Raw genomic sequence first — 24,490 nt, 5'->3', positions numbered from 1 at the left:
CGCGCGGCCTGTGCCGCCACCAGCGCGTGCAGGCAGACCTGCTGATGATACGCGCGCAGCGTCGCGTTCCAATCGACCACTATCTGCCGACGCTCGGCGACGGTCAGCATGGCCTGCCGCGATCGGCTCCGCCCTGATGGGTCTTGTTGTCGTGTCGATTATAGCATGAAGGAGCGTATTAACAAAACTTAACATCCCGCGATCGTGACGGCGTTCTAGGCGCCATGAGGGGGACGACCGCGCGCGGCTTGTCTCTCGTCCGCCTGCGTCGGCTGGCGTACCTCGCCCGCGTGCCGCGCAATCACCGCGTTGACCTCGGCTCCAAAGAGCAGCACGGCGGCGGAGATATAGAAGTACAACAGCAGCACGATCACCGCGCCGAAGCTGCCGTAGGTGACGCTGTAGTCCACAAAGTTCCGCACGTAGTAGCCAAAGCCCAGCGAGGCCACGATCCAGATGATCACCGACAGCACCGAGCCGGGCGTGATCAGGCGAAATGGCTGCTCGACATTCGGCGCGACGTAGTACACGATCGCCGTCGCGAGCATCAGCAGATAGACTGCAACCGGCCACCGCAGCCAGGTCCAGAACATGACGACAACATAGTCGAAGCCAATCAGTGCCGCTAGCCAGGTCATCAGGCGCGGCCCGACCATCATCAGCCCGATCGCAAGGATCAGCATGGCCGCAAGGCCGATCGTATAGATGATCGAGAGCGGGTACAGCTTCCAGGCGGGCCGCGACTCATCGACATCGTAGGCCATATTCAAGGCATGCATCGTCGAGCGCACGCCAACGGATGCGCTCCAGAGCGCCAGGATGATGCCGAAGGAGAGGATCTGGCCGGAGTCCTCGCGGCGCAGCTCGGCGATCACCCTGCTCACCGAGTCCATCGCCTGCTCCGGCACGACATACTGCGCCTGTTCCAGCAGCCAGTCGAAGAAGTCGGAGAGATTCAGGAAGCCCAGCAGCGCGACAAGAAAGATGATGAACGGAAAGATGGCAAAGAGCACGTGATACGCCAGCGCGGCAGCGTAAGTCAGCATGTTATCGGCAAGGAAGTCTCTGACCGAGCGCATTGCCAGCGTACTCACTCTCAGACCGTGGAATCCCGGAACTCGCATACGGATCCTTTCAGACTAGGCCGCGATCTATCATAACACCGGCCAGCAGCGCCAGGCATGGCGACAGGCCAGGGGTTTCGGGCGGCCCCCCAAATTCCCCATGCAGAATCGCATGAACGCTGTCACATTCAGTCTTGTCAAAGCAGGTTAACATCTGCTACGATAGAGCCGATAACATACTCTGCATGATGCATCTGTCAAGCCGCGCCGTCTGGGGCGGCTCGGTTGTCGTCTGTACGGGTGCTCCTGCATTCCCACCCCGCACGCTAGCCGCAGGTTTTGCATCAGGTCCAGCCATCGCGGAGGCACGATCCTTCGCCATGACCAGTAAAGATCGAGGAATCGCTATGAGCGAGAGCCTGTTTGCCTATCTCGACAGCGCGCCGTCGCTGGATGAGATCGCCACGGAGCTGAGCCACCTCGGCCTCTGCTATCGCCACACGCTCCCCGCCGACGACCGCTGGGATTATCCGATGCATGTGTTCGGCATGGACAATCTGCGGGTTGTCTACCATGCCGGCGATCCCCATGCCTCCGGAGCGATCGTCGATGCTACCGTGCGCCGAGGAGATACTGCCGTCGGCGCGGCGCAGCTTCGGCTGATCGCCACGCGCGTCGTGCAGCGCTGGGGCGGCGAGGTGTACGATCCGCAGATCAAACGCCGGGTCGTGCTGAGCAAGCCGGTATGAAGGCGAGGTTTTTGAACCTCTGCTGATGCAGAATCGCATGAGCGCTTTCCCAAAAACGGTGTGTGATTCTGCGCTGGCGGGCATCCCTCGACTATCGAGACGGCGCCGGTGGGATTCGCGGACGAGTTGCAACGTCGTGTAGAATACGCGCCACATCCGGCGCTGCCGGATCTTGGAGTGGGCCATGTAGCCCCCGCGAGGAGTAATCGCACCATGAATCTGTGCAAGCCTACCCTTCGATGCCTGGCGCTCTGGATCTTTCTGCTGCTGCCGCTCGGTGTGGCCGCATCGCCGCAGACCAGGCCGATCGTCATGGAGCCGCTGCCGCAGAGCGTCGAGTATGCTGCGGCGATGCGGCCAGCCTTTGCCGCCGATGTCAAGCGCCCCGATCTGCCGCACTACGATCTCGATCTGACAGTCGATCCGCGCGCCCGCCGCCTGACGGGCCACATGCATCTGACCTTCCGCAACACCACCGGCGGCGTCCTGAAAGATGTTGTGCTGCGGCTCTACCCGCAGTTCCCGCGCGACATCTTTGGCGACGGCGGCACGATCAAGATGGATGTCAGCAACATCGTCGTGCAAAACATCGCGACGACCGGCACGTACCAGGCCCAGCGCACCGCGCTGCGACTCTCGCTTCCGGTGCCGGTGCCCGCCAACGAGATGATCGCGCTGAGCCTGGACTATTCGGCAAACATCGAGCCGTGGCAAAGGAGCGAAGGCACCTTCCCGCTGCCCTCGTACTACCCGATGCTGGCGATCTGGGAGGGCGGCTGGCGCACCGATGTAACGCGCTTTCCCGATCGTGTCTATGCCGCCAGCGGGCTGTATCACGCGCGCATCACCGTGCCGAGCGGCTGGACCGCGATCAGCACCGGCAGCACGATCGGCAGCCAGGCCAACGACAACGGCACCACGACGTTCGAGGCGGTCAGCGGCCCCGTCCGCGAGTTTGCCTTCAGCGTCGGGCGCTTCGCCAGCGCTCGCGCCAGCCACGACGGCATTGAGGTCGTCGTGCATCACCGCGCCGACGATGGGCTGGACGCCGCCGCCGATGTGATGGCGAAACATGTCGCGGCCTCGCTGGCAACCTTCAACAACCTCTTCGGGCCGTATCCGTACCGCGCGCTCGAATTCCACCTGATCAACGCCCGGCGCGGCTTCGACATCGGCGCTGAGTATCCGGGCCTGGTGGTGATCCTGCTCAACGGACGCTACACCCAGGAGACGCGCTTCGTCACGGCGCATGAGGTCGGGCACCAGTGGTTCTACGGCATGATCGGCAACGATATTTACCACGAGCCGTGGCTGGACGAAGCCTTCGCGCAGTATAGCGGGATTTTGGTCGAGGAGCAGTGGGCCGGAAAAGCCGCCGCCGCGCGCATGTACGATCAGCAGGTGACACGCCTGAGCCGCCGCGCGAAGCTGCCCGCCGGTCTGGGTATCGGCGACTACGGCTCGTGGAACGGCTACTATGCCTCGGTGTATGGTCGCGGCGCGCAATTCCTGGCGGTCCTGCGCGGCGAGATCGGCGATGCAGCCTTCTTCGCCGGGATGCGGCGCTACGTCAGCGGGCACAAGTACGGTATCGCCCACAGCGACGATGTCAAAGAGGCCTTCGAGCAGAGCAGCGGTCGCGACCTCGACGCGCTCTTCAAGCGCTGGGTGGGTCGGTAGGCTCGGTCTTCAGGAGCAAGAGAAAGGCACGCAGTTGCAAAGTGCTTCTGCGTGCCTTTGCTGTGGCAGAGCAGCGTACTATCATCGAAGTAGCTTCGGCGTGATCATCGAAGGAAGGGTATCTCCTAATGAGAACGAGCGGAACGAAGGTACTTCCCAATCTCGTGTCCAGATCGGCGTGCTATAATCTGTTCTTATAGTAGATTATGGTTAAGGAGGTTGATATGGCAACTATAGAAATTGAGGTTAGCCCTGATGTTGCCAGCGCGTATGCATCCGCCTCGAAGGAGACTCAAAAAAAGGTGCAAATACTCCTTAACACATGGCTGCCGGAGCTGATCACAGCACCACACCGCTCGTTACAGGAGGTCATGGATCAGGTGAGCGATGAGGCTGAAGCACATGGGCTAACCGACGAGATATTGGAGTCGCTGCTTCGTGACGATGACTAAGCGCTTTGTATTCGATACAAACGTCCTCGTCAGCGCGGCCCTGCGTCGCCAGTCACTACCGCGTCAGGCGCTCAATCAGGCTCAGGCGCTTGGGCACGTGTTGATTTCAGAGGCCACCATACACGAACTGCGCGAGGTACTTTTCCGTCCAAAGTTCGACAAATATCTCACAGAGCAAACGCGCTTGCTCTTCTTAACAACGTTACTCGCTGAAGCTAAAGCAGTAAGTATCACTGAACACATTACGCTATGCCGCGATCCAAAGGACAACAAATTCTTGGATGTAGCCGCGAATGGTATGGCAACGTGTATCATTAGTGGCGATGATGATTTATTAGCGCTCCATCCATTCCGTGCCATTCCCATTATCACTCCGCGCGCCTTTCTTGAGCGCGATTGGTAAAAGGTTTATCCTCAGCATTGCCCTCTTATCAGTTCATATATCTCGTCACCAAGCCAAGCTCACTCCCGCTCGCCGAAGATCGCCCGCCCGACGCGCACCAGCGTCGCTCCCTCCTCGATCGCAACCTCGAAGTCGCCAGTCATGCCCATCGACAGATGCCGCCAGCTCGCCTGCGGCACCTGCCGCGCCAGCTCGTCGCGCAGGCGGCGCAGCGCGCGAAAGACCGGACGAGCGACCTCAGGATCGGGGTCGTAGGGCGCGATCGTCATCAACCCCTGCACCTCAAGCTGCGGCAGGTCGGCGATCTGCCCGACCGCCCGCACCAGATCCGCCAGCGCCGCGCGGTTCTCCACGCCGCCGACCAGATCGAAGCCTTCCTTGGTCGGCTCGCCCGACACGTTGACCTGGAGCAGCACCGGCAGGCGGAGCGACCCGAACGATGAGTCTTCCTCCACGTGGCGGTTGAGCGCCTCGGCCAGCTTGACGCTGTCGAGCGAGTGGATCATATCGAAGAGCGCGACCGCCCGCCGGGCTTTGTTGCGCTGAAGATGCCCGATCAGATGCCAGCGCGTCCGCTCATGGCCCAGCGCCTCGATCTTGGCCTCGGCCTCCTGCACGCGGTTCTCGCCGCAATCGCCGACACCTGCGGCCAGCGCCGCCTCGATTATCTGCGGCGCATGCGTCTTGGTCACGGCGATCAGCGTGATCTCCTGCGGCGATCGACCGGCGCGGCGCGCGGCGGCGGCTATGCGCTCGCGTACCGCCGCGATATTCTGCGCGATCTGCTGCGACAGTTCCATACTGCTCCTACTCACGCATCCCAATGATCGCGGCAAAGCGTCCGGTCGCCCCGTTCGTCGCGCGATGCGAGAAGAATCGATCGGCGTGATGCACTGTACACACGCCGCTGACCTCGATCCGCTCAGGCTGCACCCCGCTTGCAACCAGTGTCGCGGCATTCGATTGCCACAGATCGAAGAAGGTCTGCCCGTCGCGCTCGATCAACACCTCCGGCTGTGACGACAAGGCAGCGCGAACATGCTCGGCCACGTGCGGCCACACGTTGTAGCAGCACGGCCCCACCGACGGCCCGATCGCCACCTGAAGATCGGCGGGCCGCGAGCCGAACGCCGCCGCCATCGCGCGCACCGTCGCCGCGCCGATCTGCTTCACGGTGCCCTGCCAGCCCGCATGCGCCACGCCCACCGCGCGCCGCACGGGATCGAAGAAGAGCAGCGGCACGCAATCGGCGAAGCACGCCAGCAGGTAGAGCTGCGGCGTATTGGTGATCAGCGCGTCGGCGGGCGGCAGCACCGAATCGCGATCCAGCGCGCCGCGCCCGGCGTGCGCATCCGTCACAACCAGCACATCGTCGCCGTGGATCTGACCCGCCTGCACCACCCGCGCGGCAGGAATCTCCAGCGCCGCGTAGAGCCGCCGCCGGTTTTCGCGCACGGCAGCCGGGTCGTCGGGCCGCGAGAACGACAGATTAAGCGTGCTGTGGGGACCTGCCGACACGCCCCCGTGGCGAGTCGTCACGGCATGAACCAGATCGGTATGCTCGAATGAGGAAAAACGCAGCAACATAGCAACCTTTAACAAAATAGAACAGGGACGCCGCAGCGTCCCTGTTAGGATACCATAGACCGCGCCGTCGGTTACGCCTGGACCTCAGTCAGCGTGACCCACGGCGAGGCGTTACCGGCGTTGTCCAGCGCACGCGCGCGCACGAAGTAGCGCCCGCGCGGCAGCGTGGGCAGCGCAGCCTGCGGCTCTGTCACGAACCAATCGCCGGTGCCCTGCGCGTCGGTGCCGACGTAGAGCTGATAGCCCCGCACGCCGGAGCCGGAGTCCGTGGATGCCTGCCAGCGCACGATTTGATTCTGCCCCTGGCCCGCGTCGAGCAGCGCTGGTGCCGATGGAGCTTCCGTATCGCCAGCGCGCGCCGTCAGCCGCTGCCCCATGTACTGATTGCACTGCTCATGGTCGGGGAAATTGTAGCCTTCAACGAACGCCAGCGGCACGCCACGGCGATGGCGGGCAGCAACGCCCTCGCCGTAGAACATCTCGAAATGGAGATGCGGATTGCTATAGCTCGTTCCGGCGCTGCCGACGGTGCCGATCACGGTTCCGGCAGGCACGAACTGACCCTTGCCAAAGGGCACGCGGCTCTCAAGATGGCTATACATCGTGTAGTAGCCGTTCCCATGCGACAGGATCACTGTGCCGCCAGCGGCACCCCACCACCAGTACGTACCGCCAGCGGCGGCGCGAACCGGCGCGCCACGAGTGCGCCCGCTGGTATTCACCAGATCAAAAGCGTTGTCGTCGTAGCCGGTGTGGGTGCCACAGTTATAGCCCTGGATCACTTTCCAGGTTTCGCCCAGAGGGATCGGTAATGAAAGTGTGGGGGGCGAGGCTGCCTCAGCGTTCGTGGGTACAGACAGGGTACCGAACACCAGGGCCAGAGCCAGCGCCAACGCGACCAGGCGTTGTGCAAGCATACCGGTTGTACTCCTTTTCCATCTTGGGAAGCGAATACATATCAGTGCTGCGTCATGGCAGCATCAGAACGGCGACAGCATACCAGGGGTTTGTGAAAAAGTCAACTAACTATGTTGAATAGTCAACGACATAGCAGCTCCTCGTGATTTGACAGCAGGGAGAAATATACTTACACTTCTAATAGTTAGAAGCTTAGAAGTATTTGATATATCAAACTATATGAGCACTGGAACTATCGACACGACCGATTCGGCTCAGCAGCTAGCGCACCTGCTGAAAGATTTTCTCGCCACCGTGATGCGGCACAGCGCCTCCGACACGATGCGCATCATGCGGCGGGCAGAGCTATCGATGCCGCAGCTTGTCACGCTCTGGTTTCTCCGCCGCTCCGGCACCGCGACGATCTCGGACATCCGCGAGCATCTCAACCTGTCGCTGGCCGCGACCAGCCATCTGGTCGATCGGCTGGTGGTGAGCGGCTTCGTTAGCCGCAGCGAGGCCAGCACCGATCGCCGTCACAAGCAGGTCATCCTCACGCAGGAGGGCCTCGCGCTGCTTGGCGAGGTCGAGCAGGCGCGCGTGGCAGAGGTGGCGCAGCGATTGGCCGATATGCCGCCCGCGCAGGTGAGCACGACGATCGACATGCTGGCCGACGTGCTGATATTTCTTCATCACAGCGACCCACAGCACACACCTGGCGAAGAGCGCGCAGGCGCCTGACGCTGGCGTGATCCATTTCGTATCAAGCATTTAGAGGACTTATGACAACGACTTCCGCACCATCGGATGAGCGGATTGACTACGCCTCAGTCTTACCCGGACGTACCAAAGCGATCATCCTGGCAGGCGTGCTGCTCGGCCTCTTCCTGGCCGCGCTGGATCAGACGATCGTCGCTACGGCGCTGCCCGCGATCGTCGCCGAGTTCCAGGGCATCGACCTGCTCTCGTGGGTTTCGACCGGCTACCTGCTGGCGAGCACCACGATGGTCCCGATCTACGGCAAGCTCTCCGACCTCTACGGGCGACGGGCGATTTTGCTCTTCGGCATCGTCGTCTTTCTGGCCGGATCGTCGCTCTGCGGCATCGCAGGCGATATGCTTCAGCTGATCATCTACCGCGTGATCCAGGGCATCGGCGCGGCGGCGCTGACCTCCACCGCGTTTGCGATTCCGGCGGATCTCTTCGCACCTGCCGAGCGCGCGCGTTACCAGGGATTGTTCGGCGCGGTCTTTGGCCTGTCGAGCGTGATCGGCCCATACCTGGGCGGCCTGCTCACCGATAACTTCAACTGGCGCTGGGTGTTTTACGTCAATCTGCCGATTGGCGCAATCGCGCTGGCGTTCATCATCATCAAGATGCCGAAGCTTGCCAGCGGCATCCGCGCGCCGATCGACTGGCTGGGCACGATCATGCTGACCGTGGCCGTGGTGCCGCTGCTGCTGGGCCTGACGCTGGACAAGACGCTGTATCCGTGGTCGTCGCCGCTGATCCTTGGCCTCTTCGCGGTCGCGGCCATCGGGACCGTCCTCTTCCTGTTCGTCGAATCGCGAGCGGTTTCGCCGGTGCTGCCGCTGGAACTGTTCCGCAACCGCAGCTTCGCGGTGATCAATGTGATCTCGGTCTTGAACGGCGCGGCCTTCTTCGCGGCGATTCTGTTCCTGTCGATCTTCATGGTCAACGTCGTCGGCGTCTCGGCGACCGCCGCCGGGACCACGCTGATCCCGCTGACGTTTGGCGTCGTCTTCGGCAGCATCGTCTCGTCGTTTCTGGTGCAGCGCGTCGGTCGCTACAAGCCGATCATCCTGGTAGGCTTTGTGATCATGATCATCGGCTTTGTGCTGCTCTCGCAGATGGACGCGAACGTCTCGCCCTGGGGCGTGACGCTGCGGATGATCGTTGTGGGTATCGGCATCGGGCCTGCGCTGCCGCTGCTCAACCTGGCGCTGCAAAACGCCGTGCCCTTCGAGAAGGTCGGCGCGGCCACAGCCAGCCGCCAGTTCTTCCAGCAGATCGGCCAGACGCTGGGCGCGGCGATCTTCGGCGTGATCCTCTCGACCACGCTGACCGCGCAGCTTGCGGCCAACTTCGCGCCGATTCAGTCGCAGTTGCCGCCCCAGCTGCGCAGCCAGTTCGATCCCAACGAACTGCGCAACGGCGTTACCGGCGGCGAGGGCGCGCAGGGCGAGCAGATCAACGTTGGCGCGCGTATCGAGCAGAGCATCAAAGATCAGTTTGCCCAGCAGCGCACGGTTGTGACCGCCGCGATCCGCGACGACGATCCGCAGGCCCAGGCCGCGCTGCTCAACAATCCGCAAACGCCGGAGCAGATCAAGGCGTTCCTGCAAGCGGGCGGCGTCGAGGGCGCGGTTCAGCAGCAGATCGACGCGCGCTACCAGCGGATCGAGGCGGCGCTCAAGAGCGGCAACCAGCAGACGATCGACCGGCTGAAGCACGATCCGGAGGCTCCAGCCTCGCTCAAAACCTTTCTGGAGCAGGTTCCGCCGATCCTGCTCAACAATCCGGCAGCCGTCGACCAGATCCTCAAAGGTTTTCGCAGCCGCCTTGAGGAGCAGAAGCCTACGCTGGTAGCCGAGACTCGCGCGCAGATGTTGGCGGGCGCGCTCAAAGCCATCGACGAGGCCGAGGTCAACGCGCTCAGGCAGGGCCAGTCGATCGGCGCGCAGATCAGCGAGGCGCTGCGGCAATCATTCGCCACGAGCATCACGCAGATTTACTTCTACGCGCTCTTCCCGGTGATCGCCGCCTTCCTGCTGACCTTCGCGATCCCTGAGATCCCGCTGCGTAAAACCAATCGCGCCGACGCGCCGATGCCTGCGTTCGAGTAGCGATCCCCCACAGACCGGCCAGACACCGAGATGCTGCGCGCATCTCGGTGTTGTTGTTAACGCAGACAGGAGGTACGCAGAAACCTGTTCTTGGAGCGGCTTTTAGCCTGCGGCAGCAAGGAAACTTCCCTGCTGTGTGTTGTGTGCCATTCGGGCACACAACGCACAACCTTGACCAGTTCCGTACCGCTCTGCCGAAGGCAATGCGGCCACTGCGTAAGTCCTGCGCAGAATCAAAGAGCCTGATCGACGCTGCTGATCGCGGGCCGTTACTTTTCTGAGCCTGGAGCGTCTTTGCTCATAGCACGACACGATTGATCGTCGCTAGAGCAGCATGAGCATCCCCCTGATCCACAAACACCAGCACTCGCCATACATGTCGCGAGGAGATATTTCGATGGATGACATCGCCCTGGTTAGCGCTGCGCGCACCGACCCGCGCAACTTTGCCGCGCTCTACGAGCGGTATCTTGGGCCGATCTACCGCTACTGCTACGTGAGGCTCAATAATCGTGAGCTGGCCGAAGACGCGACGAGCGAGATCTTTCTCAAGGCCCTGACCAATCTGCCGGGCTACCGCGACGGCGTTTTCGCGGCCTGGCTCTTTCGGATCGCACAGAACGTCGTCGCCGATACCCACCGCCGCAGCTACCGTATCCAGGCGCGCACCGCCGCCGCTGCCGAGCACGATCTGCTGGCGGCTCCCGGCGATCTCGCCGAGGCGTACATCGAGCGCGAGACGCTCATGAACATGCTGGCGCTGCTGACCGATGAGCAGCGGGCGGTGCTTGAGCTACAGCTCGCGGGCTGGACAACAGCGCAGATCGCCGATGGGCTGGGCAAAAGCCTGGCCTCGATCAAGATGCTGCGCTATCGAGCAGTTGAGCGCTTACGCACAGTTATACATCAGGAACATAAGGCATTTGAAGGAGGCCACTAATGGATTTTGACGATCAGCACCAGGCCGCGTTACTCGACGAATACACTGCGGCGCTGTCTCGCGACGCTAACGCTATACCGCCCCACAATCTCGCGCCGGAGATCGTCCAGATGGCCCGGCACCTGGATCACCATACAGCGCGCGAGGCGCCGCAGCCGCTCTTTGCCGAGCAGCTTCGTCAGCGCTTATATGCGGAGGCGATAGCGCTCGCGCCCGGCGCTGCCGCTCGATCGCGCCGCCCGCGATTCCAGCTCGGCAACATGTTCAACCGCCGACGGCTGCTGGGCAGCGTGGCCGCGATCATCACCGTGTTTGCGCTTGTCACCATGCAATTTCTGACGCTCCGGCCACAGCCGGTAAGCGCGGCGGAGATTCTTCAGCGGGCACAGACCGCCAGCAGAGACAGGTCGATCCGCAGCTTCGTCCTCACCGAGACGCTGGAGTCGGCGGGCAATCCCGCGCAGGGCAACGGCGGCTTTCGCAACGTCACAAGGCGCTGGTACGAGGCACCCAACCGCTGGCGGATCGAGAGCACGTACAGCACGCTGATGCCCGGCACCGGCGAGGAGACGCACACGGCGATCCAGGTGAGCGACGGCACCACGCGCTGGGACTACGATACCCAGCAGCAGATCGTCACGATCGATCGCGTCGACGCCGAGCAGAGCGGGCAGCACGGCATGCTCGCCTTTGGTGTCACCGGTCTGGAGGCCGTGCTGCAAGAGGCGAGCACCTGCCGCAGGCCAACGCTGCAAACAGACGCGGCTATCGCCGGGCGGCGCAGCTACGTGATCGATCTTGGCCCGTCGACGTGCGGCAGCAGCAGCTCAGCGCCGGAGCTGAACGGACGGCAGGTGCTGTGGATCGATCAGCAGACGTTCTTTGTGCTCAAGGCCGAGCTGTACGGTCAGGGCAGCGACCAGCCGATCGCGACGCGCGAGATCAGCGCGATGCAGTACAACACCGCGATCGACGCGCGGCAGTTTAGCTTCACGCCGCCCGCGAGCGCGACGGTTCAGGACATGCGCCAGCCGTAAGCCAGACGCAAGAACAAAACGCTCACCGCGCCCCTCTCCTACCGAAGCCGGAGAGGGGTTTTTGTGCCCGTGCTACCTTGCGCGCATCACGTGAAGAGCTGCGGCTGCTCCCGACGCAGACTCATCCAGCGCCCGCGCCCGATCACCAGATGATCGTGGACCGCGATGTTATGCAGCCTGCCCACGACGACGATCTGCCGCGTGATGCTCGTGTCCGCCTCCGAGGGCGTCGGGTCGCCGGAGGGGTGGTTGTGCGCCAGGATGATCGACGCGCTGTTGCGGCGAATCGCCTCGCGGAACAGCTCGCCGACGCGCACGGGCATGTCGCTCAGGCTGCCTTGATAGACGGTCTGGATCGTCAGCACCTGGCCTGTTGTGTCGAGGCAGATCACCCGAAGCTGCTGCTGATCGAGGCAGCTCATCTCGACCAGCAGCAGCGCGGCCACGTCGTCGGGCGTGGTGATCCGAGCGCCGGAGTGCGGGCGCAGCACATGGGCGAGCACATCGAGGATCGCCTGCACCTCCGGCGGTGGCTGCTTCACACGCAGCGCCTCGCGCAGATTCGCGCCCTCGGTGGCCGCAAGGCGGCGCAGGTGGCGCAGATCGAGGTAAGGCGCGACGGCCTCGCGCAGGCGCTGCTCATCCGAGCGTTTGCGACGAGCCATTAGCGCACCTCGGAGCGAGAACAAAGCGGGAAGGCCGGGTGTCCTACGGGCGTAGGTGCGGGGATGTGGGCGGGCGCGGCGGGGCAAGCCGTGCATGGTACAATCGTCGTTACGACCATGAAAGCGTTTCCTTTCCTGGTCTGAGGTTCGTCCCTGGTGGTTTTGCACCGGGGGCGAACTGCTTTTTAACTTGTTGCGATTATATACCACGCGCTGCGGGTTTGTCTAGCAGGCTGTAGAACGCGATTTGCGCCTTTGTGATGCGCGATTCTGCCGTTTTCCGCCCTCCGCCGAGGCGAAAAATAAGCGGATGCTTGGGGGGATTGGGGCGCAGAGCGGCGGTGATTTGGCGCTGCGGAGCGGTGCAGACGTGCTGTGCAGTAGTGCAGACGTGCTGTGCAGTGGTGTAGAAGCGCTATGTAGCGGTATAGAAGCGCCGTGCAGCGGTGGCGGGCGAGGATCTTGGATGATCGCATGCAGAGGTGGGCTGATGGACATGTACGAAAGACCGTGGATGCGATTGGCCCAATGAATGTTTCCGCAACACAATCGCGTGGATGCGATCGTAGGGGCGTCATTCATGACGCCCTGGGCGTGATATATCACGCCTCTTCGGGATTTCGCAACATAATATCGTGGGGCGAATGTATCCGCGATGACGATTCGCCCCCACAAAACCTGCGTGATCTCGCCATGAACCCGATTGTAACTGGATCATGCTACCCTATCACCAGGCACACGACATCGGCGGTGCCGCAGCACACGCGACCGCCGGTAGATCCTGCTTGCGCTGCGCCGAGGCAGACGCCGCCGCTGTCGTGCGATGCTTGCCGACTCTAACCGAAGAGCCTAGCAAGGAGGATGATCATGCTTCGAGAGCAACGTAGCGCGGCGCTGGCGGCAGATTGGGCGTCAAATCCACGGTGGCAGGGCATCGAGCGACCCTACAGCGCCGAGGATGTGATCCGGCTCAGCACCTCGATCCCGATCGAGTACACGCTGGCGAAGCTGGGCGCGGAGCGGCTGTGGGATCTCCTGCACAGCGAGGAGTACGTCGCCGCCCTCGGCGCGCTCACCGGCAACCAGGCGATCCAGCAGGTCAAAGCCGGTCTCAAAGCGATCTACCTCAGCGGCTGGCAGGTCGCCGCCGACGCGAACCTGGCCGGGCAGATGTACCCCGATCAAAGCCTCTACCCCGCCAACAGCGTGCCGCACGTCGTGCGGCGCATCAACCAGGCATTTCAGCGCGCCGATCAGATCCAGAACTCCGAGGGCCAGGGCGATACCTACTGGTTCGCGCCGATCGTCGCCGATGGCGAGGCCGGCTTCGGCGGCTCGCTCAACGTCTTCGAGCTGACCAAGGCGATGATCGAGGCGGGCGCGGCGGGCGTTCACTTCGAGGATCAGCTTGCCTCGGAGAAGAAGTGCGGCCACATGGGCGGCAAAGTGCTGATCCCGACGAGCACCGCGATCCGCAACCTGACGGCGGCGCGGCTGGCAGCCGACGTGCTGGGCGTGCCCACGCTGATCATCGCCCGCACCGACGCCAACGGCGCGCAGCTGATCACCAGCGATGTCGATCCGCGCGACGCACATTTCCTGACCGGCGAGCGCACCTCCGAGGGCTTCTTCCACGTGCGCGGCGGCCTCGACGCGGCGATTGCCCGTGGGCTGGCCTACGCGCCCTACGCCGACCTGATCTGGTGCGAGACATCAGAGCCGAATCTGGACGAGGCCCGGCGCTTCGCCGAGGCGATCCACGAACGCTTCCCCGGCAAGCTGCTGGCCTACAACTGCTCGCCCTCCTTCAACTGGAAGAAGAAGCTGGACGACGAGACGATCGCGCGGTTTCAGCGCGAGCTTGGTACACTGGGTTACAAATTCCAGTTCGTGACGCTCGCGGGCTTCCACGCGCTCAACCACAGCATGTTCAGCCTGGCACGCGGCTACAGCGAGCGCGGCATGGCGGCCTACTCCGAGCTACAGCAGGCCGAGTTTGCCAGCGAGGCCGAGGGCTACACCGCAACCAGGCACCAGCGCGAGGTCGGCACCGGCTACTTCGACGAGGTCGCGCAAGTCATTTCGGGCGGCATGTCCTCCACAACCGCGCTGTCCGGCTCGACCGAGGCCGAGCAGTTCCACGAGCGCTAGCAGGGCGCTAGCGGCCAGGAACGGGCGCCATGCGGGTGAGGGCCTGGATCGGGTGGTAGCGGGGCTTCACGACAGATGAGGGGAGAAGTGACATGTTTCCACCTGGCTGGGGATTTCTGCCCACAACCAGCGCTATGTTTCAGCGCATGCAGCACGACCTGGAAGAGATGCAGGAGCGCTTCGGCGCGCTCTTCAAGACCATGCTGGCGGCCAGGCCGGGCACGATTGGCCGGACGCCAGCCGAGACGGTCTATACCGAACACAACGTGCGGCTGCTGCACTACCGTCCGACCGTCGCGGAGCCGCACCCGGTGCCGCTGCTGATCGTGCCCTCGGTGATCAAGCGCGCCTTGATCCTCGATCTCGCGCCGGGCCGCAGCCTCGTGGAGCATCTGGTCGGCCAGGGGCTAGATGTGTACATGATCGACTGGGGCAAGGCCGGGCCGGAGCAGCGCAGCGTCACGCTCGATCAGTACGTCGTCGGCTACCTGCGCCGCGTGGTGCAGCACGTCCATCGCCGCTCCGGCCAGTCGCGGATCAACCTGCTGGGCTACTCACTGGGCGGCACGCTGACGGCGATCTTCAGCGCGCTCTACGGACGCTACGTGCAAAGCCTGGTGCAGCTTGCCGCCCCGATCAACTTCCACGACGAGGGCCTGATCTCGCAGTGGACCCGCCCGGAGCGCTTCAACGTCGATCTGATCGTCAATACGCTGAGCACCATGCCGCTTGAGCTGATGCGCGCCAGCCTGCGGATGCTCCAGCCGACCGCGCAGATCATGCAGCAGATCGCGCTGGCCGAGCGCTTCGGCGACACGCACGCGATTCAGGACTTGCTGGCGATGCAGGTCTGGATGAGCGACATGGCGCTGCTGCCCGGCGAAGCCTACCGCACCTTCATCAAGGAGTGCTACCAGGCCAATCATCTGGTGCAGGGCAAGCTCGTGATCGGCGGGCAGCGCGTCGATCTGCGCCGGATCGACCAGCCGCTGCTGACGATCGCCGCCAGCGGCGACCGGATCTGCCCGCCGCGCTCCGTGGCCGCGCTCAACGAGCATGTCGCCAGCGCCGATCGGCAGGTGCTCGAAATCCCCGGCGGCCATATCGATCTGGTCGTCAGCAGCGACGTGACCGGGCAGCTCTGGCCGCAGATCAGCGCATGGCTGATCGCGCGCTCTGCGGTGGCGGAGGCGACCGATGCAGCGATGCCGGAGCTTGAGCAGGATGCCATGCCCGCAGCCGAACCGAGCGCCGCGCCTGAGGCCGCACGTTCGGCAGCGGCGAATCAAGCCCAGGCCGCACATGAGCGCGCGCCGAAGCAACCGTCGAGGCCGCGCGGCGGACGGCGCAACAAGAATCAGGCCGGGGATACGAGCGAGGCTTTCGATCAGCCCGACAGGTAGCTATGCCATTCACCACCGTCCAGGGACTACGATTGTATTACGACGTGCATGGTCATCCCCGCCGCGCAGATACCCCTCCGCTGCTGCTGATCGCCGGACTCGGCTTCTCGACGTGGTGCTGGTTCAAACAACTGCCAGCCCTGGCCGAGCACCATCAGGTGATCGTCTTCGACAATCGCGGCACGGGCCGCTCCGAAAAGCCGCGCCATCCCTACAGCGTGACACGCATGGTCGAGGATACGATCGGGCTGCTGGACGCGCTGGACGTACGGCGGGCGCATGTCTTGGGCACCTCGCTGGGCGGCTTTGTCGCGCAAGAGCTGGCGGCACGTCATCCCGCACGGGTCGGGCGGCTGGTGCTGTGCTGCACGAGCTACGGCGGGCCGCGCAGCGTGCCGATGTCGTGGTCGGCGCTCAGCGCCACGCTCGGCTGGGGCAGCATCGACCGAACCCAGGCGATCCTGCGCGGGCTGCGGATCGCGACCTCGCAGCCGTACTGCGACGAGCATCTGGACGAGCTGGTTCAGATCGCCGAGTGGCGACAGAGCGATCCGCTCTCGCGCGCCGATTACTTTCGCCAGGTGATGGCGGGCGTGCGCTTCGACGGCTTGCACCAGGCACGCACCATCGCCGCACCCACGCTGGTGCTTCACGGCACCGACGATCGCGTTGTGCCGGTGGCGAATGCGCGGCTGCTCGGCGCGGCGCTGCCTGATGCGACCGTCCATCTGCTCGACGGCGCGGGCCATCTGGTCTTTATCGAGCGCGCCGCGCAGGTCAACCGGATGATCCTCGACTTCCTCGAAGCGTCAGCGCAGCCCGCCTACGGCCAGGCCCGCAGCGATTGAGCCGTAGATCAGCACGGGGCATCATTCGACGACGCCCCGGCGGCTGCGCCTGGCCCACCTGATCGACCGCTACGGCTCGGGCTCGCCCTCGCCCTCACCACATTTGACGCCGTGAATTCCCTCCTGCGCTGTCGAAAACGCATTGCCCTGGCCTACCGTCAGGAGCAGCGATTCAGACGGCACGAGATGAACCGATGTGCCATCGATGATACACAGGCATACGCCCTTCTTGATGCTGATCGGTGAAGAATCAGGTACCTTCGTGCCATAGAGAATGATATTCGCCGACGGATCGCTCAGCTCGGTGTAATTGATTTGGAGATCGAGGTATGCCGGATCGAGCTTATAGGTCGTGTGCTTAGTGGATGCGAGTGTCTCGGTCGTCGAGATCGTGCTCGACTGAGCGACGATCACGATCGCTTCACCGAATTGGTTGGTGATCTGGCAATAGATTTCATCGGCCATGAGCTTTCTCCTTTAGTACACCGATTCGAGCATGATCGTCTGCATCGACTGGGTAAAGATCTGGTCGAGTGTTGCGGAGCATCCTTGCAGCCGGGCGATCTCAAACACATCATGGGGCACCTGACGACGAACCGCCGCGACCTGCCGCTCGTAATCGCGGGCTTGATCGGGCGAGCGAGCGGCTCCGCTGCGCTTGTAGAGCGCGTCGGCAGCGCCCAGCGCCTGCGCGGCCAGATCGCCCTGTCCCAGATCGATCGCAAGCTCGACCAGATTGTTCAGGCAAAAGAGAATGTTCTCGATGTCGTTGAGTTCGAGATAGATCGTCGCGCCCGCATGCAGCAGCCTGGCGGCTTCGAGATATTCCGCACGCAGCCGCGCGATCTCGCCGAGATTGGTCTTGATCAGCGCGACCGTGCGCTTGTTCGTGCTGTCGTCCTGAAGCAGGAGCAGGCCGTCCCGATAGAGCTGCGTCGCGCGGTGCAGATCGCCTTGCTTGTACGCGATATTGCCCAGGTTATTGAGCGCGGTCGCCACGCGATTGGTATCGTCTAGCTCACGGTAGAGGGTGAGCGCCTCCTCAAAGAATGGACGTGCCCGATCGTAATCGCTCTGGTTGAACGCCACCACGCCCAGGCTATTGAGCGCCAGCGCTATCCCGGCGCGATCGTCCAGATCCTTCCAGAGATGGAGACTCTGCGTAAGATGCGCTGTGGCGCTCACAAGATCGCCCTGCATGCGGGCAAGAATCGCGCTGCCGTACACAATCTTGGCGCGCACCGCAGACGAGCCGTAGCGCTGCGCCAGCGCCCGATCGAGCCAGTGCCGTCCCTCACCGACGTAGCCACGAAGCCACCAGAAGCGCCATAGCACGCTGCACATGTCCAGCGCGATCTCAAGGCGGGACGGCTCGGCATCTGTAAACGCCCAGGCCAGCGCCGCCCGCAGATTCTCATGCTCCTGGTCCAGATGATCGATCCGCGCCGTAGCCTCCGATCCGGCCAGCGCTGCCTCCGATTGCGCCACCAGCCCGGCATAGTACGCGGCGAATGAGCGGCGCACCTGCTCGATCTCGCCGCACGCCGCCAGCCGCTCAAGGGCGTAGGATTGCAGCGTGCCCAGCATGGCAAAGCGAACCTCGCCCGCCTCATCCTTGATCCGCCGCACCAAATGTTTGTCGAGCAGCGCAACCAGCGCAGCTTCTACCGATAGCCTCCGATCGCCACTTTCATTGCAGACCGCACTGGCTGCCGCGATCGTCCAGCCGCCCACGAAGACGCCCAGCCTGGCAAAGAGTCGCTGCTCCTCCGCATCTAAAAGCTGGTAGCTCCAATCGATCGTTGTGCGGAGCGTCTGCTGACGGGCCGGGAGGTTGCGCGCGCCCCCAACCAGCAGCGTGAGCGGTTCTTGCAGCCGCTCCAGCAGCAGCGACGGCGGGAAGTGCCGAATATGCGCCGCCGCCAGCTCGATCGCCAGCGGCAGACCGTCTAAGCGGCTGCATATCTCGGCGACTGGCTGCGCATGCGCCGCCGAGAGCGTGAATGTCGGCGCGGCAGCGCGTGCCCGCTCGCAGAAGAGCCGAACTGACTCCACCTGCATCAGGTCGTCAAGCGAGCGGCGATCTTCGGCGGTAGGAATCGCCAGGGGTTGGATCGAGTAGAGCTGCTCGCCCAGCAGATTAAGCGGCTCCCGGCTGGTGACGAGCAGCTTGAGCCGCGCGCAATGATGCAGCAGCTCGTCGATCAGCGCGGCGCTGGCATCCAGCAGATGCTCGCAATTATCCAGAATCAACAACATCTGGGTGCTGCGCAGGGCGGCGCAGAGCGTCGCACGCATCGGCTGCTCGGAGTCTTCGCGCAGGCCAAGCGTGGCGGCGATGGTTTGGTCGATAAAGCAAGCCTCGCGCAGTGGTGCCAGCTCGACCAGCCACACGCCATCGGCAAAGCTGTCCAGCAGCTCGTCTGCCAACTGAAGCGCCAGCCGCGTCTTACCGCTGCCGCCCACTCCGACCAGCGTCACGAGCCGATTAGCAGCGATTAGCGGCTTCAGCTCGGCGCGTTCGTCCGCCCGACCGACAAAGCTGGTGAGCTGAAGCGGCAGGTTGGTACGCCGCACGCCGGACGGCGCGGCTGGTGCCTCGACAGACGACGGCGGGATCGGCGAGGACAATCGATCGACGGCGACTTCGGCGCGTGCCGCACGGAGGAAGGCCGTATGTGCTTCGGCGGGCAGCTCCAAACAAACCGCCAGCCGCTCGGCAACCTCCCGCGAAGGACGCAGGTCGTCGGCCTCGATTTTGCGGATCGTAATTGCCGCACAGCCGACCCGCTGCGCCAGCGCCGCCTGTGTCAGATCCAGCGCCTTACGCCGACGGCGCAGCCAGACTCCAAACGAAAAAATCTCCTCCATCGCAAAACGCCTCCATACCGTTTATCAACCGGCATGTCGTACGAACAGGGCTGTTTGTGGGCAGAAATATACGGCGGGACGACAGACGAGCGCCGATGGGGGTTCTCCCGCCAGTAGGACGAATGCAGCATCAAGAGTGGGGGGATCATCTCCTGGGTGTGCGCGGCCTTTAACGACCGAAGCTAGTATAGCGCATGTTCTGCTGTTTGCAATTGCCGCATATCGCTCGCTGTATCCCTTTCTATATCCCAGAGCGATACAGCAACCCTGGTTGAAGATGGTGTAATACAGCCACGCCAACTTGCTGCCAAAGCAACGCCAAATCGTACAAACATCCAGCTTCCTGAGGAACGATCCAGGCGATCGTTCGCACGAGTTGAAAGGAGGGTTCAACCACTATCTGGTGTCGTATGCATCCACTTAACGTTGATTAACGAGGCCCGGAGAACTATGTCACAGCTTGAGCCGATGATCATCCACGCTTGGTAGGCGCCCGACCGGCTGATCGCTCCGCCGAGCGCATCCAGAATAGTTCCGCCGCGCGAGATCGACGACACCAGACCATCCGGCACCGCCAAGATTATGCTCACCAGCTCGCCAATCATTGTTTGACTATGTCGACTATCAATCTTGTATCCGTGCGGGGTTCGACCACCCCGACAAGCACCAAGGAGACACCTATGCCAACCTATACGCTTGAACTGCTGATCGACGAAGACGATCTCCGCATTATCAAAGGCGCCCAGCAAAACATTGTTCTGGCAAAGCCCACCGGCGACAACGCCTCGCCCAACGTCGCCTGGCAAAGCTTCGATCCCTTCCAGGAAAATAGCGTTACCTGGTCGGAGGAGTACGGCCTGTATGCCTCGAACACCAAGATTGTCAACGGCGCGCGCATCGCAAAGATGAGCGGCGTCAAGAGCGCGACCGACAAAGCGTACTACTCGTTCCGATCGGACGCCACCTTCTACGGCCCGAATCAGGATGGCGACGCACCTGGGATCGGCCAGTATCGTATCTTCAACGAGATGCCGAGCTCACAATACCCCGCGCTGACCTTCGGGCTGATGCAGAGCGCGACGATCAACGGCAGGCTCTCCGACTCCCGCCCGCTCAACGCGCAGTATGTCCCGGCCAGCCAGCAGGTGACGTTCACGCCGCTGACCACCGTGTACGTCTGGCTTCAGTCGACGCTGACGAGCGGCACGGTGATCACCGAGGTCGCCAGCAAGCATACCGAGGTCATCTTTGGCGGCTCGGTAACAACGATCACGCTCCGCTACGATTCCTCGCGCGGCATGTTCGTGAAGTATGTTCCCCAGGAGCGCGCGCTCGTGGTGGACGCTCCAGACGTGAGGCTGCTCAGCCCTGTGTTCACCTAAGCAGCCTATGCGGACGCCCCGCCCGTAGGGCGGGGCGTTTCGTGTATCGTCGCCGGCATCTCCGGCATTGATTAACATAGCTCAAGAGGTACACTGATGGACATTCAACAGATCCTTAAGCTTCAGGCGGAGTGGACCTGGAGTATCATGGCGGACAGCGCCCAACTCGGCGAAATGATTCGCGAAGATGCGATCACCTCCGTCAATCTCGCCACAATCAACCGTCTGGCGAAGGATAATCAGATTCCGCTCAGCATCACCAGCTTCCAGGGCGCGAAGCTCGAAAGCGAGTTTGGTGCCGACTGGATGTGGATCTTGAACCAGTCGGGCTATATGGTCCAGGCAAAACGACTGGATGTTGTCCCGTCTGTCGGCGGCCTTTCGTATACCATCCTCATCGATCAGCTCAACCTGCTCGTCGATGCATCGCAGACCTTGTCAAAGCAGCAGGGCATCGACACGATCCCGGCATATGTCTTCTACAACTCGATGATGAAAAACGTGCAGCCTCAGGATATGGGCTGTATCTTTGTCAACGCGCTTGTGCTGAAGCATTATCTGGTGGACACGAAGGGCGTCGGAAACCAGCAGTCGACCACCGTGTCTCCCCAGTTGATCATCGACCTGGGCGGAAAGCCGTGGTACAGGATGTTTGGCGGCTAGCGTCTGGCCTTCGCTCGCGAGCTACGCCCATCACGCCACGACGCGGCAGGCCCGATTCTGATATATCGGACCTGCCGCGAAACACACCGAGAAGCTTAGTAGATCGCGCCGCCCTGCTGTGTCGACGTGAGCACGCCAGCCTCGGCGGAGAGCGTGTAGGCCGTGCCGCCGCTGCCGCTCCATGTCGCCAGGTTGAACGTCGCCGCGCCCGATACGCGATACACCGCCACGTTGCGATAGGTCAGCGCCGTGCGGCTGACACAGACCTCAGGGCGTCCGGGCGTGCGCAGGAAATAGACCGCGCCGCTGCCGAGGCGCGTCGCCGCGCCGCTGGGCTCCACCACCAGCGCCGTGCGCTCATCAATGCCGATGCCTCTGGCCTCCGGCGACCAGCCATCCTGCACGATCCGCGCTAAAAACCCAACCAGCCGCCCCATCCGGTCGCGCGCCGCGAAGTGGCTATCGGTGATCACGTTGTCCATGTTCGGCAGCGTCAGGAAGTCGCGGTCGAGCGACATGTAGCGGTTGTACGGATCGCTGAGCGCCTCGCTGGAGTAGACCGTGCCGTTCTGCGCGGCAAACAGGAACTCGCCCATGATCGCCAGCCCGGCGCTCGTCCCGCCGATCGGCGCGTTCCTGGATGCGACATAGTGGATCGCGTCCTCGACCGGCGTGCCCTTCCAGAAATCCACATAGTCGGCCTGGTCGCCGCCCGCGATGAAGAGCGCCTCGGCGCTGCGGATTTTGTTGACGACGAAGCTGTTGCTGGCCGCCGTGCGCGTCTTGATGATGATCGTCTCGACCGAGTCGAGGGTGCCCAGGCCGTAGATGTAGGGATTGTAGGCGTCGGTGCCCGAAGCGCGGATGACCACGAAATCGCCGCCGCCGGACTTGTTGATCATCCACTGGAACGCCGCGTCGACATCGGTGCTGCCGCCCATGAGCATCAGACCAGCGGTAGTTGATCTTGCGACATCGCCGGAGTTGCCGGTGACATAGTACTCGTAGCCAGTTGCGGCTGAAGCCGTCGCCGCGCCGAAGATCGGCAGCAGCCCACCCAAGACCATCATCCACGCCATCACGAGCCTGCGAACGTTCATCTGGTTTCCTCCTCGAACGTACAACCAATCATCAGACATGCACGCTGCGGGGGGTGAGCAAAGACGCACAGCACGCAGAGCCGAACATGAGGAACATCGAATCAGCCGATTCATCATGCGCTGCGACTACGTATACTCAGCGTTGGGCGGAGCTAGCCACTCGCCAGACCGTGGTAAATGTTTTTTTACCAGGGGCACGAGCATAGCACAGGCCGCAGTGTGCGTCAAGGTGCGCGCTATGCCTACGATTCTTGCTATAACGCTAGCCTGGGCTCGTGTTCGTAACTTTTGCGGGCGGACAGGAGTTTGAATCGTTATGAGGAACGGGAGACGCTATCATCGCTTAAGGATGCGGGTGGGTGTGGTATGATGACGGAACGAGAAACGCTAGAAGGAATCAAGATGGTCGAGCTGGAAGTCGCAATTGCGAAGGTCGGCAAATACGCATCGCCGGAGAGCGGTGATACGATCGAAATGATCGAGCGGCCCAAGGGCGGCTTTTCGCTCGTGATGGTCGATGGGCAGGGCAGCGGGCGCGGCGCGAAAACGCTGAGCAACCTCGTGACGGCGCGGGCAGTTGCGATGCTCAAAGATGGCGCGCGCGATGGCGCGACGGCGCGTGCGGTGCACGACTACCTGTACGGCTACCGCAACGGCCAGGTATCGGCCACCTTGAATATTCTATCGGTCGATTTCCAGGCGAACTGCATTATTATGTCGCGCAATAATCCGCTGCCGTACTATATTCTCGATCGGCAGGGCCTGACCTCCAGCAACGAGCCATCCACGGCGATCGGGCTGTACCCGAATACCAAGCCGGTGATTACGCAGCACGAGATCGAGCCATACAGCTACCTGATCGCGTTCACCGACGGCATCGCCGGAGCCGGGCAGCGCTACGGCAGGGATATCGATCTCGCCAATTATCTGGCATCGTTCCGCTGCGATAACGGCTGCTCGGCCAAGCATATGGCCGATAGTATTCTGATGCGGGCGCTCGAACTCGACCAGGAGCGTCCCGCCGACGATATGAGCGTGATGGTCCTGGCGACACTGCCGCGCGACGAGCACGAGCCCAAGATCCGGCGGCAGCACGTCACGTTCCCGCTGGAGCGAGTGTATAAGTAGGCGCGGGTCGTACCGGCGTCTGCCGAGTTGGCGCTATGGTAGTTGTCGTGGTCGGGCCGTGCGGCAGCGGCAAATCAACGCTTGTCGCACGGCTGCGCGCTTCAGGCTATACGGCGCGCGCGGTAGCGCAGGAGCATTCACAGATCCATGATCTGTGGAAGCATGGCGGCATGCCCGACGCGCTGATCTTTTTGGATGCCAGCCCCGCCACGATCACCGCGCGCCGCCAGAACGAGTTTCCGGAGTGGCTCTACACGCTCCAGATGCGGCGGCTCCGCTCCGCCCGCGAGCACGCCACGCTCTACCTGCACACCGATCGCTACTCCTCAGCCGACGTCCAGCAGCGTGTGCTGGAGCATCTCCGCTCCTTCCCCAGAGAGCGCGCCGTACAGTAGATTGCCTGTTGCGCTGCCTCGCCGACGAGTCCCTGGTGCCTATGCCCCGATCGTCGGCGCTTTTACTATGTTTGACAAGCTATGTGCCGCTGGTTAAAATTGCATCCAGGTATGCACCGATCGAAAAGGCCGCTCTACCCACAACCTACCTGCTCAGCCGACGATAGGATCATGAGGCACTTGCTACCAGGGTTCGCCTGCACTACAC

The 24,490-nt window shown here is 62.8% G+C and carries 23 protein-coding genes; 15 read left to right on the top strand and 8 right to left on the bottom strand.

The window, feature by feature from the left end; all coding sequences use genetic code 11:
- Nucleotides 1–215 precede the first annotated feature (215 nt).
- A complete protein-coding gene (locus VFZ66_22880; GenBank protein ID HEX6292050.1) occupies nucleotides 216–1,124 on the bottom strand; it encodes a YihY/virulence factor BrkB family protein in 909 nt (302 codons plus the stop codon).
- 347 nt (nucleotides 1,125–1,471) lie between these two features.
- Between VFZ66_22880 and VFZ66_22875 the strand changes: the two genes are divergently transcribed.
- The 4 genes from VFZ66_22875 to VFZ66_22860 all read left to right on the top strand — a co-directional run bounded on the left by VFZ66_22875 (nucleotide 1,472) and on the right by VFZ66_22860 (nucleotide 4,348).
- Nucleotides 1,472–1,813: a hypothetical protein gene (locus tag VFZ66_22875; GenBank protein HEX6292049.1), complete on the top strand. Its 342-nt coding sequence runs from the start codon at nucleotides 1,472–1,474 to the stop codon at nucleotides 1,811–1,813.
- A gap of 213 nt (nucleotides 1,814–2,026) precedes the next feature.
- A complete protein-coding gene (locus VFZ66_22870) occupies nucleotides 2,027–3,493 on the top strand; it encodes a M1 family metallopeptidase (protein ID HEX6292048.1) in 1,467 nt (488 codons plus the stop codon).
- Nucleotides 3,494–3,717: 224 nt separating this feature from the next.
- Entirely contained in the window at nucleotides 3,718–3,945 is a 228-nt protein-coding gene (locus VFZ66_22865; protein HEX6292047.1) for a hypothetical protein, read from the top strand.
- Nucleotides 3,938–4,348, top strand: a complete 411-nt coding sequence (locus VFZ66_22860) for a putative toxin-antitoxin system toxin component, PIN family (GenBank protein ID HEX6292046.1) — start codon at nucleotides 3,938–3,940, stop codon at nucleotides 4,346–4,348. The genes VFZ66_22865 and VFZ66_22860 overlap by 8 nt, the downstream gene beginning before the upstream one ends.
- A 59-nt stretch (nucleotides 4,349–4,407) precedes the next feature.
- Here the strand turns inward: VFZ66_22860 and VFZ66_22855 are convergent, their stop codons facing one another.
- The 3 genes from VFZ66_22855 to VFZ66_22845 form a co-directional block, all read right to left on the bottom strand.
- Nucleotides 4,408–5,148 carry a YggS family pyridoxal phosphate-dependent enzyme gene (locus VFZ66_22855; GenBank protein ID HEX6292045.1) on the bottom strand — a complete coding sequence of 247 codons (741 nt, stop codon included), beginning with the start codon at nucleotides 5,146–5,148 and terminating at the stop codon, nucleotides 4,408–4,410.
- Between the two features lie 7 nt (nucleotides 5,149–5,155).
- A complete protein-coding gene (gene pgeF / locus VFZ66_22850) occupies nucleotides 5,156–5,935 on the bottom strand; it encodes a peptidoglycan editing factor PgeF (GenBank protein HEX6292044.1) in 780 nt (259 codons plus the stop codon).
- Between the two features lie 71 nt (nucleotides 5,936–6,006).
- Nucleotides 6,007–6,852, bottom strand: a complete 846-nt coding sequence (locus tag VFZ66_22845) for a peptidoglycan DD-metalloendopeptidase family protein (protein ID HEX6292043.1) — start codon at nucleotides 6,850–6,852, stop codon at nucleotides 6,007–6,009.
- A 220-nt stretch (nucleotides 6,853–7,072) separates the two neighbouring features.
- Here VFZ66_22845 and VFZ66_22840 point away from each other — a divergent pair, with 220 nt between their 5' ends.
- The 4 genes from VFZ66_22840 to VFZ66_22825 all read left to right on the top strand — a co-directional run bounded on the left by VFZ66_22840 (nucleotide 7,073) and on the right by VFZ66_22825 (nucleotide 11,676).
- On the top strand, nucleotides 7,073–7,573 hold the full coding sequence (locus tag VFZ66_22840; protein HEX6292042.1) for a MarR family transcriptional regulator: 501 nt from the start codon (nucleotides 7,073–7,075) through the stop codon (nucleotides 7,571–7,573).
- A gap of 41 nt (nucleotides 7,574–7,614) precedes the next feature.
- A complete protein-coding gene (locus VFZ66_22835) occupies nucleotides 7,615–9,699 on the top strand; it encodes an MDR family MFS transporter (protein HEX6292041.1) in 2,085 nt (694 codons plus the stop codon).
- A 397-nt stretch (nucleotides 9,700–10,096) separates the two neighbouring features.
- On the top strand, nucleotides 10,097–10,639 hold the full coding sequence (locus tag VFZ66_22830; GenBank protein ID HEX6292040.1) for a sigma-70 family RNA polymerase sigma factor: 543 nt from the start codon (nucleotides 10,097–10,099) through the stop codon (nucleotides 10,637–10,639).
- Nucleotides 10,639–11,676, top strand: coding sequence for a hypothetical protein (locus tag VFZ66_22825; protein ID HEX6292039.1), 1,038 nt, complete (start codon nucleotides 10,639–10,641; stop codon nucleotides 11,674–11,676). Before VFZ66_22830 ends, VFZ66_22825 begins: the two co-directional genes overlap by 1 nt.
- Nucleotides 11,677–11,762: 86 nt before the next feature.
- Here the strand turns inward: VFZ66_22825 and VFZ66_22820 are convergent, their stop codons facing one another.
- Complete coding sequence (locus VFZ66_22820; protein ID HEX6292038.1) at nucleotides 11,763–12,341, bottom strand: JAB domain-containing protein; 579 nt, start codon at nucleotides 12,339–12,341, stop codon at nucleotides 11,763–11,765.
- 867 nt (nucleotides 12,342–13,208) lie between these two features.
- On the opposite strand from VFZ66_22820, the gene aceA reads away from it, so the two are divergent.
- The 3 genes from aceA to VFZ66_22805 all read left to right on the top strand — a co-directional run bounded on the left by aceA (nucleotide 13,209) and on the right by VFZ66_22805 (nucleotide 16,743).
- A complete protein-coding gene (gene aceA / locus VFZ66_22815) occupies nucleotides 13,209–14,492 on the top strand; it encodes an isocitrate lyase (GenBank protein ID HEX6292037.1) in 1,284 nt (427 codons plus the stop codon).
- Between the two features lie 92 nt (nucleotides 14,493–14,584).
- A complete protein-coding gene (locus VFZ66_22810; GenBank protein HEX6292036.1) occupies nucleotides 14,585–15,895 on the top strand; it encodes an alpha/beta fold hydrolase in 1,311 nt (436 codons plus the stop codon).
- Nucleotides 15,896–15,897: 2 nt separating this feature from the next.
- The gene (locus VFZ66_22805; protein HEX6292035.1) at nucleotides 15,898–16,743 is read left to right on the top strand and encodes an alpha/beta fold hydrolase; all 846 of its coding nucleotides are present in this window, start codon (nucleotides 15,898–15,900) and stop codon (nucleotides 16,741–16,743) included.
- A 69-nt stretch (nucleotides 16,744–16,812) separates the two neighbouring features.
- Here the strand turns inward: VFZ66_22805 and VFZ66_22800 are convergent, their stop codons facing one another.
- Both VFZ66_22800 and VFZ66_22795 read right to left on the bottom strand, forming a co-directional pair.
- Entirely contained in the window at nucleotides 16,813–17,208 is a 396-nt protein-coding gene (locus VFZ66_22800) for a hypothetical protein (GenBank protein ID HEX6292034.1), read from the bottom strand.
- Nucleotides 17,209–17,220: 12 nt separating this feature from the next.
- Complete coding sequence (locus VFZ66_22795; protein HEX6292033.1) at nucleotides 17,221–19,614, bottom strand: tetratricopeptide repeat protein; 2,394 nt, start codon at nucleotides 19,612–19,614, stop codon at nucleotides 17,221–17,223.
- A 680-nt stretch (nucleotides 19,615–20,294) separates the two neighbouring features.
- On the opposite strand from VFZ66_22795, the gene VFZ66_22790 reads away from it, so the two are divergent.
- Together VFZ66_22790 and VFZ66_22785 are read left to right on the top strand one after the other, a co-directional pair.
- Nucleotides 20,295–20,996 carry a hypothetical protein gene (locus VFZ66_22790; GenBank protein ID HEX6292032.1) on the top strand — a complete coding sequence of 234 codons (702 nt, stop codon included), beginning with the start codon at nucleotides 20,295–20,297 and terminating at the stop codon, nucleotides 20,994–20,996.
- Nucleotides 20,997–21,092: 96 nt separating this feature from the next.
- The gene (locus VFZ66_22785; protein ID HEX6292031.1) at nucleotides 21,093–21,659 is read left to right on the top strand and encodes a hypothetical protein; all 567 of its coding nucleotides are present in this window, start codon (nucleotides 21,093–21,095) and stop codon (nucleotides 21,657–21,659) included.
- Between the two features lie 95 nt (nucleotides 21,660–21,754).
- On the opposite strand, the gene VFZ66_22780 is transcribed toward VFZ66_22785, so the two are convergent.
- The gene (locus tag VFZ66_22780) at nucleotides 21,755–22,759 is read right to left on the bottom strand and encodes a cyanophycinase (GenBank protein ID HEX6292030.1); all 1,005 of its coding nucleotides are present in this window, start codon (nucleotides 22,757–22,759) and stop codon (nucleotides 21,755–21,757) included.
- Nucleotides 22,760–23,161: 402 nt separating this feature from the next.
- Between VFZ66_22780 and VFZ66_22775 the strand changes: the two genes are divergently transcribed.
- The gene (locus tag VFZ66_22775) at nucleotides 23,162–23,887 is read left to right on the top strand and encodes a SpoIIE family protein phosphatase (protein HEX6292029.1); all 726 of its coding nucleotides are present in this window, start codon (nucleotides 23,162–23,164) and stop codon (nucleotides 23,885–23,887) included.
- A 35-nt stretch (nucleotides 23,888–23,922) separates the two neighbouring features.
- Nucleotides 23,923–24,282: a hypothetical protein gene (locus tag VFZ66_22770; GenBank protein HEX6292028.1), complete on the top strand. Its 360-nt coding sequence runs from the start codon at nucleotides 23,923–23,925 to the stop codon at nucleotides 24,280–24,282.
- Nucleotides 24,283–24,490 lie beyond the last annotated feature (208 nt).

Source organism: Herpetosiphonaceae bacterium (assembly GCA_036374795.1).
In the GTDB taxonomy this organism is placed as follows: Bacteria; Chloroflexota; Chloroflexia; order Chloroflexales; family Kallotenuaceae; genus LB3-1.
Note: the sequence above shows the minus strand (reverse complement) of the source record. Positions and strands in the feature narration are given on the sequence as shown.

What these genes read in the sequence shown, in the direction of transcription:
- VFZ66_22835 (HEX6292041.1), top strand. Translation starts at nt 7,615, where the DNA reads ATGACAACGACTTCCGCACCATCGGATGAGCGGATTGACTACGCCTCA.
- VFZ66_22775 (HEX6292029.1), top strand. Translation starts at nt 23,162, where the DNA reads ATGGTCGAGCTGGAAGTCGCAATTGCGAAGGTCGGCAAATACGCATCG.
- VFZ66_22865 (HEX6292047.1), top strand. Translation starts at nt 3,718, where the DNA reads ATGGCAACTATAGAAATTGAGGTTAGCCCTGATGTTGCCAGCGCGTAT.
- VFZ66_22825 (HEX6292039.1), top strand. Translation starts at nt 10,639, where the DNA reads ATGGATTTTGACGATCAGCACCAGGCCGCGTTACTCGACGAATACACT.
- VFZ66_22855 (HEX6292045.1), bottom strand. Translation starts at nt 5,148, where the DNA reads ATGGAACTGTCGCAGCAGATCGCGCAGAATATCGCGGCGGTACGCGAG.
- VFZ66_22770 (HEX6292028.1), top strand. Translation starts at nt 23,923, where the DNA reads ATGGTAGTTGTCGTGGTCGGGCCGTGCGGCAGCGGCAAATCAACGCTT.
- VFZ66_22860 (HEX6292046.1), top strand. Translation starts at nt 3,938, where the DNA reads ATGACTAAGCGCTTTGTATTCGATACAAACGTCCTCGTCAGCGCGGCC.
- VFZ66_22845 (HEX6292043.1), bottom strand. Translation starts at nt 6,852, where the DNA reads ATGCTTGCACAACGCCTGGTCGCGTTGGCGCTGGCTCTGGCCCTGGTG.
- VFZ66_22870 (HEX6292048.1), top strand. Translation starts at nt 2,027, where the DNA reads ATGAATCTGTGCAAGCCTACCCTTCGATGCCTGGCGCTCTGGATCTTT.
- aceA (HEX6292037.1), top strand. Translation starts at nt 13,209, where the DNA reads ATGCTTCGAGAGCAACGTAGCGCGGCGCTGGCGGCAGATTGGGCGTCA.
- VFZ66_22800 (HEX6292034.1), bottom strand. Translation starts at nt 17,208, where the DNA reads ATGGCCGATGAAATCTATTGCCAGATCACCAACCAATTCGGTGAAGCG.
- VFZ66_22810 (HEX6292036.1), top strand. Translation starts at nt 14,585, where the DNA reads ATGTTTCCACCTGGCTGGGGATTTCTGCCCACAACCAGCGCTATGTTT.
- VFZ66_22880 (HEX6292050.1), bottom strand. Translation starts at nt 1,124, where the DNA reads ATGCGAGTTCCGGGATTCCACGGTCTGAGAGTGAGTACGCTGGCAATG.
- VFZ66_22790 (HEX6292032.1), top strand. Translation starts at nt 20,295, where the DNA reads ATGCCAACCTATACGCTTGAACTGCTGATCGACGAAGACGATCTCCGC.
- VFZ66_22795 (HEX6292033.1), bottom strand. Translation starts at nt 19,614, where the DNA reads ATGGAGGAGATTTTTTCGTTTGGAGTCTGGCTGCGCCGTCGGCGTAAG.
- VFZ66_22875 (HEX6292049.1), top strand. Translation starts at nt 1,472, where the DNA reads ATGAGCGAGAGCCTGTTTGCCTATCTCGACAGCGCGCCGTCGCTGGAT.
- pgeF (HEX6292044.1), bottom strand. Translation starts at nt 5,935, where the DNA reads ATGTTGCTGCGTTTTTCCTCATTCGAGCATACCGATCTGGTTCATGCC.
- VFZ66_22805 (HEX6292035.1), top strand. Translation starts at nt 15,898, where the DNA reads ATGCCATTCACCACCGTCCAGGGACTACGATTGTATTACGACGTGCAT.
- VFZ66_22840 (HEX6292042.1), top strand. Translation starts at nt 7,073, where the DNA reads ATGAGCACTGGAACTATCGACACGACCGATTCGGCTCAGCAGCTAGCG.
- VFZ66_22785 (HEX6292031.1), top strand. Translation starts at nt 21,093, where the DNA reads ATGGACATTCAACAGATCCTTAAGCTTCAGGCGGAGTGGACCTGGAGT.
- VFZ66_22830 (HEX6292040.1), top strand. Translation starts at nt 10,097, where the DNA reads ATGGATGACATCGCCCTGGTTAGCGCTGCGCGCACCGACCCGCGCAAC.
- VFZ66_22820 (HEX6292038.1), bottom strand. Translation starts at nt 12,341, where the DNA reads ATGGCTCGTCGCAAACGCTCGGATGAGCAGCGCCTGCGCGAGGCCGTC.
- VFZ66_22780 (HEX6292030.1), bottom strand. Translation starts at nt 22,759, where the DNA reads ATGAACGTTCGCAGGCTCGTGATGGCGTGGATGATGGTCTTGGGTGGG.